The following is a 15,562-nucleotide window of genomic DNA, read 5'->3' as shown; positions in this document are numbered from 1 at the left end:
GCGGCGTGACGATCGACCAGGAGCGCGACCGGGCCGTCGCAGTGCGCGCCCGTGAGAATGTCTTCGCCGGCATCGATATCGATCGCATGGCCGAGCGCCGCGACGACCGCCTTTGGGTGGAAGACGTCGAGCGCGCTGCCAGCAGTCGCTTCCTGGTACTCGACAGTGACGGCCAGGCGTTCGCGCGGAGCGACGACGACGCGCCGGAGTGGATGTCGCCCACGATGCGTAACGAGCGCTTCGGTGACATTCCCGCCACTTTCCTCGGCCTCGCCGGGGACGCTGCCTGGTTCACGCTGGTCGTGGACGAAGCCCAGGCCGATATTTTCACCGCGCTGACCGGCTCACGCCGTGTGTCGCTGCGCGAAGCGGGCCTGGTCTTCACCGCGTTCGACGCCGGACTGTTCGCTTTCGCCAAGGGCATCACCCATTGGCAGCGCCAGACCCGGTTCTGCAGCCAGTGCGGCGCGCCGACACTCGTGGTCGCCGCAGGCCATCGCGTGCAATGCACCAACCCGGACGGCGCGCACATGCATTTCCCGCGCACGGATGCCGCGATCATCGTGATCGTGGAGGACGGTGACCGCTGCCTGCTCGGTCGCCAGCGAGGGTGGCCTGCTGGCCGCTACTCCACGCTCGCCGGATTCATCGAGCCGGGCGAATCGCTCGAAGACGCCGTGCGTCGCGAAGTACGCGAAGAGTCCGGCATCGAAGTGCTCCACGCGACGTATCACTCGTCCCAGCCCTGGCCGTTGCCTGCCTCGCTGATGGTCGGCTTCACCGCGACCGCGAAGACGCGCGAGATCCACCTGCGCGACGATGAGCTTGAAGATGCGCGCTGGTTCACGGTTGACGATATCGTCAACGGCATGGCCAGTGGCGAGCTTGGCGTGCCGCCGCCGCTTTCGGTGTCGTATCGACTGATCGAGCACTGGCTGGGCCTGCGCGGCGTCAGTCTCGACGAACTCATCGCGAGTGCGCCGCCCCGCGGCTGATCCCCTACAATCGGCGCATCGACCAGCGGATCGCGCTCGCCATGGCTCTACGTCTCCTCGCCGTTCTCATCGCCCTCGCCATCGTCTGGAGCGTGCCACAGCTCGCGCGGTGGCGTGACGACTGCTGGTTTCGCGGCTGGGTGAACCGACTGGGCGATACCTCGGGGCCCGGGCGCGTGGCCGTCGTCCTGCTCGTCCCAGTGATGGCCACGGCGATCTTCGCCACCTTGCTGGCCTCCCTCCCCTTCTTCGATCTGGCCTGGCTGATCTTCTCGATCGCCGTGCTGGTCTACGCCCTGGGTCCACGCGAAATCGAAACCGACATCGACGCCATCCTGCGCGCACCCGACACGCTCCGCCGTGACGAGGCGATGGTCGGCCTGCGTCACAACGAGGAGGCGCTGACGTGGTTCGCACCGGCGCTGGTCGAAGCCGCGTTCTACGGCGCGCTGCGTCGTCGCTTCGGCGTGCTGCTGTGGTTCCTGCTGCTGGGCCCTGCCGGAGGCCTCGGGTATCGCCTGGCGCAGATCCTCGGCCGCGATGCCTCACTGGCACTGGACAGCGCCACCCGCATCGCGGCGCAGCGCGTCGCCGATGCGCTGGACTGGATCCCCTCCCACCTCATGGTCTTCGCCATGGCCCTGGTCTCCGACTTCGACGCCGTCATCGGCGCCTGGAAGCACTGGCACCACACCTCGGGCAGCCCGCGTTCCCGCCTCGATCCGGACTTCCTCGGCGCGGTCGCCCGCGCAGGCGTCGATGCGGATGTCGAAGCCGGCGACGGCTATGTCCAGGACGTCAGCGATCCGGTGGCCGAACTCGAGGACGCGCGACGAGTGATCCGTCGCGTGCTCGTCGTCTGGCTTGCCGTCGTCGCGGTCATCGTCCTCGCCGCCTGGGTCGCCTGACTCGGGCGATCCACGCGACCTGGCTCAGGCCTTGTCGCCGCGCAGTTCGCTGACGCGCGCTTCCAGCACCGCCGCATTCGCATCGCTCGCCGCCAGCGGCGAGCCACCGACCAGCTCGATCTTCGACCAGAACCGGCGCGGCAGGCGCGACCGGTGCATGGCGCTGTCGCGTCGGCTGAAGATGCTGCCCCACATGCCGCGCAACGCCAGCGGCACGACCGGCACCGGACGCCGAGCGAGGATCTGGCCCACGCCCGGACGGAATGTCGCGATACCACCGTCCTTGGTGAGTCCACCTTCGGGAAAGATGCATACCACTTCGCCGGCGGCCAGTGCCGTGTCGATCAGCTCAAAGGCGCGGGCCAGCTGCGCAGGGTCTTCATTGCGCCCGGCGATAGGAATCGCTTTGGCGGTGCGGAAGACAAAGTTCAGCACCGGGATGTTGAAGATCTTGTAGTACATGACGAAGCGCATCGGCCGGCGCACGCTGGCCATCAGGATCAGCGGATCCATGAAACTCACATGATTGCAGACGACCAGCGCGGCGCCTTCGTCCGGCACGTTCTTCAGCCCATCCATGCGCACGCGGTAAAGCGAATGCACGAGGATCCAGGTGATGAACCGCATCATGAATTCGGGCACAAGCGTGAAGATGTACACCGCGACGGCGATGTTGATCAGCCCTGTGATGAGGAAGATCGTCGGAACGCTGAGCCCAAGGGCAGTCAGGCCGATGCCGAATCCCGATGCGATGCAGATCAACAACGCGTTGACGATGTTGTTGCCGGCGATAATGCGTGAGAGGCGCTCGCGTGGCGCGCGACTCTGCACGAAGGCGAACAGCGGCACGACGTAGAAGCCGGCGAACGCGCCGATCATCGTGAGGTCCAGGGCAACGCGCCATGCCCCCGGCACGGCCAGGAAAGCGGTCCAGCCTAGCGTTGTACCAGCCGTCACGGCCGGGTGCGCGAAGAACAGGTCGACCGCGAATACCGTCAGGCCAAAGGCACCGATCGGCACGAGACCGATTTCGACGCGCTTGCCGGAGAGACGCTCGCAAAGCAGGGAGCCCACACCGGTGCCAATCGAGAACAGCGTAAGCGCCAGCGTATTCACCGAGCCGTCGCCACCGAGCACGTGACGAGTGTAGTTCGGCAGCTGCGCGATCATCACCGTGCCGAAGAACCAGAACCACGAGATACCCAGCACCGCGTTGAAGATGGCGCGGTCTTCATGGGTGAGCTTGAGCACGCGCCAGGTTTCGCTCAGCGGATTCCAGTTGAATTTGAGTCCAGGCGCCGTGGCCGGCGCGGCGGGAATGGAGCGACTCACCAGGTAGCCGGTGACCGCGATCGCAATCGTCGTCAGCGACGCCGCGAGCGTGCCGTAACCGGCAATCAGCATCAGCGAGTTGCCGACGATCATGCCCACCAGCATGGCCAGCTGCGTGCCCATCTCGACCAGGGCGTTGCCGCCGACCAGCTCGTCGCGTTCGAGCGCCTGCGGGAGGATCGAATACTTGATGGGGCCGAACATCGTCGAGTGCATGCCCATCAGGAACAACACCACCAGCAACAAGGAAATGTGGTGGGTGAAGAAGCCGATCGCCGCGACGACCATCGCCGCGATCTCGAACAACTTCACGTAGCGGATGAGGCGGGTCTTCTCGAACTTCTCGGCAATCTGTCCGGCCGTTGCCGAGAACAGAAAATACGGAAGGATGAACAGCGCGGGCGCCAGGTTCGTGTAGAGCGAGACCTGGGCATCGGGCAAGGCCATCTGGAACGCGACGAGCATGACCATCGCGTTGCGGAAGGCATTGTCGTTGAACGCGCCAAGCGCCTGTGTCCAGAAGAAGGGTGCGAAGCGTCGCTTCGTCAACAGGGAGAACTGAGACATTCCATGTGCCACCGCCAGGAGATGGGTCGAGTGTATCCGACCCGCCTTCGTCAGCTGCGCTGCAGGGCCCGGTGGGCGATGTCGTGCCGGTAGAACGCGTCGCTCAGGTCGATCCGGCCGATGGCGGCATAGGCCCGGGAACGCGCCTGGACCAGATCCTCACCCAGGGCGCAAATGGTGAGCACGCGCCCGCCCGAACTCACGGCAGTGCCATTGGCATCCATCGTCGTCCCGGCGTGGAACACTTTCACGTCCGGCCCGAAATCCGCGTCCGCACCGATGATCTCGTCGCCCGTACGAATCTTGCCCGGATAGCCGCCTGCGGCAAGCACGATGCCGAGCGACGGCCGCGCATCCCACGACGCCTCCACACGGCGCACATCGCCATCGAGCGCCGCCTCGATCAGGTCGACCAGGTCCGAGCCCAGGCGCAGCATGATCGGCTGCGTCTCCGGATCGCCGAAGCGCACGTTGAACTCGATGACTTTGGCGGCGCCCGCTTTGTCGATCATCAGGCCAGCGTAGAGAAACCCGGTGAACGGTGCGCCGTCGGCGGTCATGCCATCGAGCGTGGGTTGAATGATCTCGCGCATGACCCGGGCGGAGACCTCGTCGGTCACCACCGGTGCGGGCGAGTAAGCGCCCATGCCGCCCGTATTCGGCCCGAGGTCGCCGTCATCGCGACGCTTGTGATCCTGGCTGGTCGCCATCGGCAGGGCGTGCTTGCCATCGGCGATGACGATGAAGCTGGCTTCCTCGCCGTCGAGGAATTCCTCGATAACCACGCGCGACGACGCGTCGCCAAAGGCTTGCTGGCCGAGCATGTCGTCCAGTGCCGCCTCGGCTTCCTCGAGCGTCATGGCCACGACGACGCCCTTGCCGGCGGCAAGGCCATCGGCCTTGATGACGATCGGCGCGCCGGTGACGCGCACGTGGGCCAGCGCGGGCGCCAGTTCGGTGAACACGGCGTAGTGCGCGGTGGGAATGTGGTGGCGGGCCAGGAAATCCTTTGCAAAGGCCTTGCTGCCTTCGAGCTGGGCAGCGCGGGCAGTGGGTCCGAAGCAGCGCAGGCCGGCGGCGGTGAAGCGATCCACGACGCCGGCGACCAGGGGCACCTCGGGGCCGACCACGGTGAGGCCGACGCCTTCGCTCTGCGCCAGTGCGAGGAGGCCGTCGATATCCGTCACCGCCACCAGCGCATTGCGCAGGCCGGGCTCGCGGGCTGTGCCCGCGTTACCCGGCGCCACGATGACCTCGTCGACGCGCCCGGACTGTGCAAGCTTCCAGGCGAGCGCGTGTTCGCGGCCACCGCCGCCGATAACGAGGACTTTCATGGGGTGTCTCCAGGCATTGAGCCCGGCATTCTACCCGGCGTCGGCTACCCGGGGGCGCAGGATCCGCTCAGCGCTGTCCGAGCAGTTCGATCAGTTGCGCGCGCGGCAGCTTGCCGGTTTCGTTGCGCGGCAACGCATCGACCAGGCGCAACGGCCGCGGCAGGAACACCGGATCCATCGCATGGCGGAGCGCGTTGAGAACGGCGTCGGTGGTGAGCGTGGGCGCAACCACGAGCCCGGCGATACGGCGGATGCCCGCGGCGTCCGCCTCGTCCAGCTGGAACAGCACGCCGTCGCTGACGCCATCGATGGCGAGCAGCCGGCGATTGAGGTCGCCCAGCGAGGCACGCTTGCCAGCGATCTCGAGCAGGTCGGTATTGCGTCCGCGAAGACGGAAGCGACGCCCCTCGTCATGCAGCGACACGATGTCGGCCAGTGCGATGGGCTCGGCCAACTGAGGCGCGTCGACCAGCGTGCCATCCGGCTGCGGATGCAGCACCACGCCGTCGTAGAGCGTCCAGTCGTCGTCCAACGCCGTGCGCCGGCTGGCGAACACGCAGGTCTCGGTGGAGCCAAACACTTCGTACAGCGGTGCGTCGAAGCGTGATTCCGCGGACCGTGCCACGTCAACCGGCATTGGCGCCGTGGCCGATACGAGCGCGGCCAGGGGTGGCAGGCTGACGCCGGATTCGATGAGGGCACGCAGATGCACCGGCGTCGTCACCAGCACGCGCGGCTCGGGCAGCGAGGCAAGTGCCGTGGCGACGTCCGCGGGGAAGAAGGGCCGGCCCGCATGCACGCTGACGTCGGAAAGCAGCGGCATGAGCACGGACATTTCCATGCCGTACATATGTTGGGGAGGAACGGTCGCGACGACATGGAACGCATGGCCGATCGCGCAGCCGAGCATGCTGGCGTTGCCTGCATTGCTGGCGACGAAGCTGCCCCACGTCTTCAGGTTGGGCTTCGGCTTGCCGGTCGATCCGGAGGTGTAGCCGATGGCGACCACCGCGTCAGCCGGGATCGAGGGCATGTCACCGTCAGTGGACAACCCATCGTCGAACACCGGCATGCGCAGGTAGCCCGGTGGGGCGGGCGACAGATCGAGCTCACCGATGGCGTAGGCGCCGGGATGATTCGCCATCACTTCGTCGACGGCATGGGCGGCCCGTGAAGGCGGCAGGAGATTCGTCTGGCCACGCAGGACCAACGCCGTAAACGCGACGAGGAAGGCGTAGCGATCTTCGCAGAGATTGACCGCGCTCTCGGCGTCGGGAAGCGATGCCGCAACCCGGCGCACGTGGGCGAGGAAGGTCGCCGCCGTCACGGCGTGGCCGTCGCGCCACGCAACGACGCGGGAGAGCGAGCCAACGAGCAGCGGCAGCGACGGTGCGCCTGGGCGCCCGGACATCTCGGAATGGACGATCGACAACGGCTGACTCCCCCTCTCAGGCGCGGATGATAGCGCCGCTAAGGGCGTCACGGATGGTGGTGGGTCGCTCCTGACCGCCCAGCGCAGCCTCGAGCGCGCCGTCCAGGCGGTCGCCGAAGTAGCGCTCGAGGGTGGCGACATCCCGGGCGGGCGGCTCGCCGTGGGGGTTGGCACTGGTCGAGACCAGCGGCGCGCCGAAGGCGCGGCACAGGGCCGCCGCCGGCACGTGCGCCGTCACGCGCAGGGCAATGCCCGCATGGGCGCCGGCGACCCATTCGGGGACCCGCTCACTGCGTGGAAAGATCCAGGTGTGCGGCCCGGGCCACGAGGCCCGAACGTCCGCGAGTACCGCGGGCGGGACGGCGGCAAGATCGATATAGGGCGCGATCTGGTCGAAGTCGGCGGCGATGAGCAGCACGCCTTGTGTCGCCGGACGCCCTTTCAGGGCGAACAGGCGATCGAAGGACGCGCGATCGTGCGGGTCGCAGCCGAGGCCATACACGGCCTCGGTGGGATAGGCGAGCACGCCGCCACCGCGCAGGAGCGCGGCGGCAGCGTCAACCGTAGCCGTGGTGAACCGACGCATGTCAGTCGACGGACGGGGATACCGCCTTGGCGGCTGCTGACTTGGCTGGCGCCTTCTTGGCAGCGGCTTTCTTCACGGCGGTCTTCTTCGCCGCCGTCTTCTTCGTCGCGGCTTTCTTCGTTGCCGTCTTCTTGACCGCGGTCTTCTTCACCGCCGTTTTCTTGGCCGTGGCGTCCTTCGGCGCGGCAGCCTTCTTGGTCGCCGCCTTCTTGGCCGCGGCCTTCTTGGTGGCCGTCTTCTTCGCCGCCTTGCCGCCACGCGGCTTCTTCACCGGCGCGGCCGCGAGGAGTTCGACGCACTCGGGCAGGGTCAGCGTCTTCGGCTCGCGATCCTTGGGGATGCGTGCGTTCTTCTCGCCGTCGGTGATGTACGGACCGTAGCGACCGTTGAGCACCTGAATGTCGTTGCCGAAGTCGGTGATGATGCGGTTGGCGATGGCCTCGAGCTTCTCCTGCACCAGCTGGAGCGCACGCGGCAGCTCGATGGTGTACGGATCGTCTTCGGGCTTGAGCGAGGCATACGTGCTGCCCTGCTTCACGAAGGGACCGAAACGACCGACGCCGACGGTGATGTCTTCGCCCGCTTCGGACTGACCGAGGTTGCGCGGCAGCTTGAACAGCTCCATCGCGTCCTCGAGCGTGATCGTGTGCATGCTCTGGCCGGGGCGCAGGCTGGCGTAGGTCGGCTTGGCCTCGTCATCCTTGCTGCCGATCTGCGCGTAGGCGCCGTAGCGACCCAGGCGTACCGAGACCGGCTTGCCGCTCTTCGGGTCTTCACCCAGTTCGCGCGCGCCAGTGGCCTCGTTGCGATCGACCGATTCGGTCTTGTCGTCCACCAGGGTCTTGAACGGCTGCCAGAAGCGCTCGAGCAGGGGAACCCAGGCTTCTTCGCCACGGCTGACAGCGTCCAGCTCGTCTTCGAGGCGGGCGGTGAAGTCGTAGTCCACGTACTGGGCGAAGTGGCCGGAAAGGAATTGGCTCACGGCCCGACCGACGTCGGTCGGCCGGAAGCGGCGGCTTTCCAGGAGCACGTACTCGCGGCTGAGCAGGACCTGGATGATGCTGGCGTAAGTCGACGGGCGGCCGATGCCGTATTCCTCGAGGGTCTTGACCAGGCTGGCTTCGGAGAAGCGCGGCGGCGGCTCGGTGAAGTGCTGGTCGGCCACGATGGCGGCGACGGGCACGACATCGCCCTGGGCCAGGCGCGGCAGGCGACGCTGCTCGTCGTCATCCTCGGTTTTCTGGTCCTTGCCTTCCTCGTAGACGGCGAGGAAGCCCGGATCGATCACCGTGGTACCGGTGGCGCGGAACGCCGAGTCGTCGACGGGGAATTCCACCGAAACGGTGTTGAGCGTGGCGTGGACCATCTGGCAGGCGACGGTGCGCTTCCAGATCAACTCGTAGAGCTTGCGCTGGTCGTCGTTGAGGAACGACGCCACGGTGCGCGGCATGTGCATGGCCGAGGTGGGGCGGATCGCCTCATGCGCTTCCTGGGCGTTCTTCGACTTGGACTTGTAGACCTGGACCGCGTCGGGCAAGGCGCCCTTGCCGTATTCGCGCGCGATCAGTTCTCGCAGCTCGGTCACGGCATCGTCAGACAGGGCCACCGAGTCGGTACGCATGTAGCTGATCAGGCCGACGTTGCCTTCGCTACCCAGCGACACGCCTTCGTAGAGGCCCTGGGCGACCCGCATGGTGCGGCTGGTCGAGAAGCCGAGCTTACGGGCGGCTTCCTGCTGCAGCGTGGACGTGGTGAACGGCGGTGCCGGACGGCGCTTGCGCTCGCGGCTGGTGACGTCGCCCACGGTGAACTTGCCGGCGGCGGCCTTCTCCAGCGCCGCCCGCGCGGCCGTCGCATCGGCCTCGTTGGTCAGGTCGAACTGTTCGAATTTCTTGCCGTCGAGCTTGACCAGGCGGGCATCGAAATCGCCCTGCGGGTGGGCCATGTTGGCCTGGATGGTCCAGTACTCGCGTGCCGTGAACGCTTCGATCTCGAGCTCGCGCTCGACGATCATGCGCAGGGCGGGCGACTGCACGCGGCCGGCGGACAGGCCGCGCTGCACCTTGCGCCAGAGCACCGGCGAGAGGTTGAAGCCAACGAGGTAGTCGAGGGCGCGGCGGGCCTGCTGGGCGTCCACGAGGTCGTGGGACAGCTTGCGCGGGTTGGCCACGGCTTCCTTGATGGCGCGCGGCGTGATCTCGCTGAAGACCACGCGCTGGACGTCCTTGCCCTCGAGCAGGCCGCGCTCACGGAGGATCTCGCTGATGTGCCAGGAGATCGCCTCACCTTCGCGATCCAAGTCGGTCGCGAGATAGATGCTGGACGCCGCTTTGGCGGCCTTGGCGATGGCGTCGACGTGTTTCTCGTTGCGGTCGATGACCTCGTAGGCCATGGCGAAACCGTTCTCGGGGTCGACCGCGCCCTCCTTCGGTCGCAGGTCGCGCACGTGGCCATACGACGCCAGTACCTGGAAGTCGGCTCCCAGGTACTTGTTGATCGTCTTGGCCTTGGCCGGCGATTCGACGATGAGGAGGTTCTTAGCCATGCGTTAGTCGGTTCCGAAGTCCGTCGGGGCGAGTGGACCCCAGCGTATGTATATATTTAGTTGGAAACATATCGCCGTGACGACTGTCAAGCGTCGGCGATCAGACCACACGCTGATAGCGGTTCCCGGGCAGGGAGGCAACCTCGCCCTCGAGCTCCAGCATCAGAAGCATCGAAGACAGCGCGCCGGCGGTGAAGCCCGTCGTACCGATCAGGGCGTCCAAAGAGGCGGGATCGTAACCCATGGCGTCGAGGAGGCGGCGATATTCCTCATCCTGGCGCCAGTCGAACGGGCCCGTCTTGCGCCGTCCGACTGCCGTGCCGGCCTCGGATCGCTCCAGGCGTGCCCGCAGTTCGGCACCCAGTTCGACCGCCGCAGGGGCCAGCACGCCTAGAATCTCATCGGCTCGCTGGACCAGGCGGGCGCCCTCGGCGATGAGAGCGTGACAGCCTTCGGCGAGCGCATTGTGAATGGATCCCGGCAGGGCGAAGACCTCACGCCCCTGCTCCCCAGCGACGCGGGCCGTGATCAGCGACCCCGATCGCAGCCCGGCTTCGATCACCAGGACGCCCAGGCTGAGACCGGCGATGATCCGGTTGCGTTGCGGGAAATGGGCCGCCCGCGAGCCCACACCGGGTGGATATTCGCTGACGAGGGCGCCATGGGCGGCGATACGCCGTGCCAGGGCATGATGCTTGCGTGGGTAGACCCGGTCGGGACCAGTACCGATGACGGCGATGGTCGGCTCGCCCGTATCCAGGGCCGCCTCGTGGGCCGCCCCATCGACGCCATCGGCCATCCCGCTGGTGACCAGCAGGCCACCCACGGCCAGGGCCTCGGCGAAGCGCCTGGCGTTGGCCAGGCCCGGCGCCTGGGCACGACGGGCACCGACGATGGCTATCTGGGGGCGCAGGAGCAGTGCCGCATCGCCTTTGACGAAGAGCGCGGCCGGCGGGTCGGGGATGGCCTCGAGCTGGGGCGGAAAGTCCTCGTCGGTACACCGCAGGAGTCGCTGGTCGTCGCCAGCCAGCCAGGCGAGATCGCCGGCCAGGACAGCTTCGTCCGGTGCGGCGATCCAGGTGCGTCCTTCCGCGCTGAGCGTGTCTTCGTGACGGCTCAGCCAGGCCAACAGGGGCACGGCACCGCCGCGGGTGATCAGGCCCTCGCGGAGGCGACGGGCATTCATGCCCGGGGTACGAAGGAGGATCAGCCACTCGCGGAGGTCGTCGGAATCGATCATCCGGCCAGTGTAGAGGCCTGACCGGCTGCCGGCGGAAGTGGAAACGGCCGCCCAGAGGGCGGCCGTTTCATCGTCATTGCCGGCAAGCGCGCTCCCACCGGAAGTAGGGGCGGGCCTAGGGCCTTACTCGGGAAGGGTGAGCTTGTCGCCCTTCTTGAGCGGACGCAGCGCGTCCATGACCAAGGCGTAGCTGACATGGTCGAAGGTGCGGAAGACCATGACATGACCGCCGTACTCGTCCGGCAGCTGAACCTTCGGCGAGGTATCGCGGCGCTCGTAGTTGCCGGACACTTCGTCGGGGACCTTGTCGCCCTGGCTCATGACCGTGAACGTCGTGCCGTTGTCGACGCCATCCGCCGTGCCGGCCGAAATGGAGACCACCTGGCGGCTGCCGACACCGTTGAGCGCATCGGTGAAGCCGATCAGACGGGCATCCGCCGGCATCGCCTTGGGTGCGTGCGGGTAGAAGTACGGATCGTACGGCTTGTCGTCGACCTGCATCAGGCGATCGCCCTTGCGGACTTCGAGTGTCGAGTCGACGAGGATCAGGCTGGCGACTTCGCCATTGGTAGCGATGACCTCGGCCGTACCAATGACGGAAACCTCGACGCCCTGGTCGGTGCCCCGGCCATTGTGGGTGTCGTGGCGAGCATCCTCGCGCCACGGGCCCGGCGCCATGGAGACGTCGCTGTCGAGTTCGTCGGCGACGAACGAGCCATGCTCACGGTTGTTGAGCATGTCGATGTTGCCGGGATCGCCGTCGTGGTCGCGGAACCGGTTGGTCGGACGAACGATGGCCCAGCGCTGGCCCGGCGTGGCCGAGTTCAGGTCCTTGGCGTAAATCTTGTTGCCCGGCGTGGCGCGCAGGCGGCTTTCTTCGAAGCCGACCAGGTACGGTGCCTGCTCGACCTCGTCCGCGTTCATCACGCGGAGTTCCTTGAGGAACATGCGCAGGTCCGCCAGCGGGATGGCCGTGACGGCATCGCCCTCGGTACGCACGCGCGGCTGCAGGCCGAGATGGGCGTTGCCGCCATTCATCGACAGGTTCAGTACGTCGCCCGGGTAGATCAGATGCGGGTTGCGCACCTGCGGGTTGGCCTGCCAGATCTCCGGCCAGAGCCACGGCTTGCTCAGAAAGCGCGCCGAAATGTCCCACAACGTGTCGCCCTTGCGCACCGTATAGGTGTCCGGGTGATCGGGACGGAGCTGGGCCGCCGCGGCATAAACAGCCACAGTGAAAAACATGCCGCCCAGCAGCATGGCGAACTTCTTGATCATGCGGGATTTCCCCCTTCCCCGGTGCTGTCGCGAGTGTAACTGAATCGTTAACGGGCACAATACGTCCGGACGCTCGCCCGGCCCCTGGTGCGCGCGTAGAATACGGGGCCATCCTACAGGGTCGCGCTGCTTGGATTTCGCCGACTTGCCCGCATTTTTCCAGGCACGACGCGCCACAGTGGCCCGTAAACGTTCAAGGTGACACCGTGTCCACCCTACCTATCCTGGAATTCCCCGACCCGCGCCTGCGCACCGTCGCCACGCCGGTCACCGTCTTCGACGACGAGCTGAAGCAGTTTGTCGCCGATATGTACGAAACCATGTACGCCGCCAATGGCGTCGGTCTGGCTGCCACCCAGGTGAACGTGCACAAGCGCGTCCTGGTGGCGGACATGAGTGATGACCGCAACGAGCCGATGGTGCTGATCAACCCCGAGATTCTCGAGAAGGACGGCCAGCAGGTCTATCAGGAAGGTTGCCTGTCGTTCCCGGGCATCTATGCCGATGTGACCCGCGCCTTGCACGTCAAGGTGCGCGCGCAGGACGCCTCGGGCGCCGAGATCATGGTGGACGTGGAAGGCCCTCTGGCCGTCTGCATCCAGCACGAGATGGATCACCTCGCCGGCAAGGTCTTCGTCGACTACCTCTCGCCGCTCAAGCGCGGGATGCTCCTGAAGCGCATGGACAAGCAGCGCAAGGCAAGCGCCTGAGCGCGCCGGTGCGTCCCTTGCGGGTGGTGTTCGCCGGAACGCCCGACTTCTCCGTTGCCTGCCTCGAGGCCTGCCGCGCCAGCGGCGCCGAGGTCGTGGCCGTGTATACCCAGCCCGATCGCCCGGCCGGACGGGGGCGCAAGCTCGCCGCCAGTCCGGTCAAGGCAGCGGCGCTTGCGGCCGGCATCCCCGTGGAGCAGCCGGCATCGTTCAAGGCGGAAGCCGACCGCGATCGCCTGGCGGCGTATGCACCCGACCTGATGGTCGTGGTGGCCTATGGCCTGATCCTGCCGCGCAAGGTGCTCGCCATTCCCCGGCTGGGCTGCTGGAACGTGCACGCCTCCCTGCTGCCGCGCTGGCGCGGAGCCGCGCCGATCCAGCGAGCCATCCTCGCCGGTGACGAGGAGTCCGGCGTCGAGCTCATGCAGATGGAGGCGGGCCTGGATACCGGCCCTGTCCTTATCGAACGACGCACCGCCATCACGGCCGACGAAACCGGCGGCAGCCTGCACGACCGCCTCTCCGCGTTGGGTGCGGACGCACTCGCGGAAGGGCTCCGTCGCACGATGGCCGGCGAGACGCTGGCTGTGTGCGCGCAGCCCGAAGCGGGCGTCGAATACGCCCACAAGCTCGACAAGGCCGAGGCGCGACTCGATTTCGAGCTTGCCGCCCTCGCCCTCGAGCGCAAGGTCCGGGCGTTCAATCCCTGGCCAGTGGCCGAGGCCGACGTCGCCGGCGAGCGCCTGCGCATCTGGTCCGCACGGGCGATCGACGTGTCGCATAACGTCGCCCCCGGGCAGGTCATCGCCGCCACGCGCGACGGCATCGACATCGCCTGCGCCGTCGGGGCGTTACGCCTCGCCACCGTGCAGCGCCCGGGCGGCCGCCCGATCGGTGCCGCCGACTACCTCAACGCCCGGCCGGAACTGAAGCAGGCCGTATCGTGAACAAGCCCATCTCGGTGCGCGCCCTGGCTGCCGAAGCGCTGGCCGATATCGCCCTGTCGGGCCACTCGCTGCGCGAGGTGGCCGACCGTGCCTTTCCTCGCCTTCCCGATTCCCGCGACCGCGCCCTGCTCACCGCCCTGCTCAACGAAGGCGCACGCTGGTGGCCGCGATACGACGCGGCGATCGACCGCCTTCTGGACAAGTCGATCCGGCGCAACGACCCGAAGATCCATGCGCTCCTCGTCATCGGCCTGATCCAGCTGGAAGTGCTCGAGTTGCCGGCCTACGCCGCGGTCGCGGCCACCGTCGAGGCCGTGCGCGAATTGCGCCGCCCGCGGCTCGCTGGCCTGGTCAATGCGGTATTGCGGCGCTGGCAGCGCGAGCGCGAGACGCTCAATGTCGCCCTGGACGCCACACCGGCGACGCGACATGCGCATCCCGCCTGGCTTGCCGCCGCGATCGCCCGCGACTGGCCCGGACAGGCGGAGGCGATCATGGCGGCGTCCAACGTGGAGCCACCGCTCATGCTTCGCGTCAATCGCAACCGTGCGACCCGCGAAGATGTCGTCGAGCGCCTGACGGGCGCTGACCAGGTCGTCGAGCTTCATCCCTGGCTCGCCGATGGCCTGGTGCTGCCACACAGTACCGATGTCACCCGGCTGCCCGGCTTTGCCCAGGGCGACTTTGCGGTTCAGGACGGCGCTGCCCAGGTGCCTGCCGATCTCCTCGGCCTGGCCAACGGCCAGCGTGTGCTCGATGCCTGCGCCGCGCCCGGCGGCAAGGCCTGCCATGCGCTGGAGCGGGCCAATGTCCACCTGGTCGCCGTGGAATCCGAAGCCAAGCGAGTACCGCGCATTCGCCAGAACCTCGAACGCCTCGGCCTGCGGGCGACGGTCATCACGGGCGACGCCGGCGACGCATCCGGTTGGTGGGATGGCAAACCGTTCGACCGGATCATGATCGACGCACCCTGCTCGGCGACGGGCGTGATCCGGCGTCGACCGGACGTTCGCCTGCACCGACGCGAGGCCGACATCCCTGCGCTGATCGCGCAGCAGGCACGCATCCTGGCCGCGTGCTGGGACCTGCTCGCTCCGGGCGGCAGCCTGCTGTATGTCACCTGCTCGATCCTCCGGGCCGAAAACGAAGGTGTGGTCGGTGCCTTTGTCGCCGAACGTGGCGATGTGGACCTCGTACCCCTTTCATTGCCCGTGGGTCAGGCGGCCGGCATCGGCTGGCAAATTCTTCCTGGCGAGGGCGACCTCGACGGCATGTACTACGCCTTGCTGCGCAAGCGGTGATGTAACATCTGAGCCAATTCGCATGGAAGTTATGCATGACCGCAGCCACCCCGGCCGCTGATCCCACACGTTCCTGGCGAGCGCTTCTGCTCAGTGCGCTCGTGGCGATCATCCCGATCGCCGTGTCCGTTCCCTGGAAGGCCAAGGCGCTGCCGATCCTGGCGCTGGTGATCACCGGCGCCGTCATGCTGTTCACGCGCGCAGAAACCCGTCTGCGTTACCGGATCGCCTGGGCGATCGTGACCATCTGCGTGCTGCGTTTCGCCTACGCAGTGTTCAATATCGCCTTCCATCGCCTGGGCTGGAACGAGCTCGATCTGCCCGCGCAGACGCTGGTCTTCCTCGTCACGGCGGCGGCATTCACCGGACGGCTGCACTGGCGTGCCA

12 protein-coding genes and 1 pseudogene are annotated in these 15,562 nt (G+C 67.1%); 6 read left to right on the top strand and 7 right to left on the bottom strand.

What is annotated here, in order from left to right:
• Nucleotides 1-5 precede the first annotated feature (5 nt).
• Nucleotides 6-995 (top strand): NAD(+) diphosphatase, encoded by a 990-nt coding sequence (gene nudC, locus AC1DYM_RS03490; protein ID WP_477335999.1) that lies wholly within the window; start codon nucleotides 6-8, stop codon nucleotides 993-995.
• Nucleotides 996-1,036: 41 nt separating this feature from the next.
• A complete protein-coding gene (locus tag AC1DYM_RS03485) occupies nucleotides 1,037-1,903 on the top strand; it encodes a beta-lactamase induction protein (protein WP_477335997.1) in 867 nt (288 codons plus the stop codon).
• A gap of 24 nt (nucleotides 1,904-1,927) precedes the next feature.
• Here the strand turns inward: AC1DYM_RS03485 and AC1DYM_RS03480 are convergent, their stop codons facing one another.
• The 7 genes from AC1DYM_RS03480 to AC1DYM_RS03450 all read right to left on the bottom strand — a co-directional run bounded on the left by AC1DYM_RS03480 (nucleotide 1,928) and on the right by AC1DYM_RS03450 (nucleotide 12,217).
• Entirely contained in the window at nucleotides 1,928-3,802 is a 1,875-nt protein-coding gene (locus AC1DYM_RS03480; RefSeq protein WP_477335995.1) for an MFS transporter, read from the bottom strand.
• A gap of 50 nt (nucleotides 3,803-3,852) precedes the next feature.
• The gene (gene purD, locus AC1DYM_RS03475; protein WP_477335993.1) at nucleotides 3,853-5,136 is read right to left on the bottom strand and encodes a phosphoribosylamine--glycine ligase; all 1,284 of its coding nucleotides are present in this window, start codon (nucleotides 5,134-5,136) and stop codon (nucleotides 3,853-3,855) included.
• Nucleotides 5,137-5,203: 67 nt separating this feature from the next.
• Entirely contained in the window at nucleotides 5,204-6,547 is a 1,344-nt protein-coding gene (locus AC1DYM_RS03470) for an AMP-binding protein (protein WP_477336243.1), read from the bottom strand.
• Nucleotides 6,548-6,584: 37 nt separating this feature from the next.
• Nucleotides 6,585-7,154, bottom strand: a complete 570-nt coding sequence (tsaC, locus tag AC1DYM_RS03465; RefSeq protein WP_477335991.1) for an L-threonylcarbamoyladenylate synthase type 1 TsaC — start codon at nucleotides 7,152-7,154, stop codon at nucleotides 6,585-6,587.
• Nucleotide 7,155: 1 nt separating this feature from the next.
• On the bottom strand, nucleotides 7,156-9,699 hold the full coding sequence (locus AC1DYM_RS03460) for a DNA topoisomerase I (protein WP_477335989.1): 2,544 nt from the start codon (nucleotides 9,697-9,699) through the stop codon (nucleotides 7,156-7,158).
• Between the two features lie 100 nt (nucleotides 9,700-9,799).
• Complete coding sequence (dprA, locus tag AC1DYM_RS03455) at nucleotides 9,800-10,939, bottom strand: DNA-processing protein DprA (protein ID WP_477335987.1); 1,140 nt, start codon at nucleotides 10,937-10,939, stop codon at nucleotides 9,800-9,802.
• 123 nt (nucleotides 10,940-11,062) lie between these two features.
• Nucleotides 11,063-12,217 (bottom strand): LysM peptidoglycan-binding domain-containing protein, encoded by a 1,155-nt coding sequence (locus AC1DYM_RS03450; RefSeq protein WP_477335985.1) that lies wholly within the window; start codon nucleotides 12,215-12,217, stop codon nucleotides 11,063-11,065.
• Between the two features lie 206 nt (nucleotides 12,218-12,423).
• Between AC1DYM_RS03450 and def the strand changes: the two genes are divergently transcribed.
• The 4 genes and pseudogenes from def to AC1DYM_RS03430 form a co-directional block, all read left to right on the top strand.
• Entirely contained in the window at nucleotides 12,424-12,927 is a 504-nt protein-coding gene (def, locus tag AC1DYM_RS03445) for a peptide deformylase (RefSeq protein WP_477335983.1), read from the top strand.
• A gap of 17 nt (nucleotides 12,928-12,944) precedes the next feature.
• Nucleotides 12,945-13,874 carry a methionyl-tRNA formyltransferase gene (gene fmt / locus AC1DYM_RS03440; protein WP_477336241.1) on the top strand — a complete coding sequence of 310 codons (930 nt, stop codon included), beginning with the start codon at nucleotides 12,945-12,947 and terminating at the stop codon, nucleotides 13,872-13,874.
• A complete protein-coding gene (gene rsmB, locus AC1DYM_RS03435; RefSeq protein ID WP_477335981.1) occupies nucleotides 13,871-15,175 on the top strand; it encodes a 16S rRNA (cytosine(967)-C(5))-methyltransferase RsmB in 1,305 nt (434 codons plus the stop codon). Before fmt ends, rsmB begins: the two co-directional genes overlap by 4 nt.
• A gap of 35 nt (nucleotides 15,176-15,210) precedes the next feature.
• Nucleotides 15,211-15,562 (top strand): annotated as a pseudogene (locus tag AC1DYM_RS03430) (O-antigen ligase family protein); the annotation flags it as partial.

Source organism: Luteibacter sp. P1_D3 (assembly GCF_056406135.1).
Note: the sequence above shows the minus strand (reverse complement) of the source record. Positions and strands in the feature narration are given on the sequence as shown.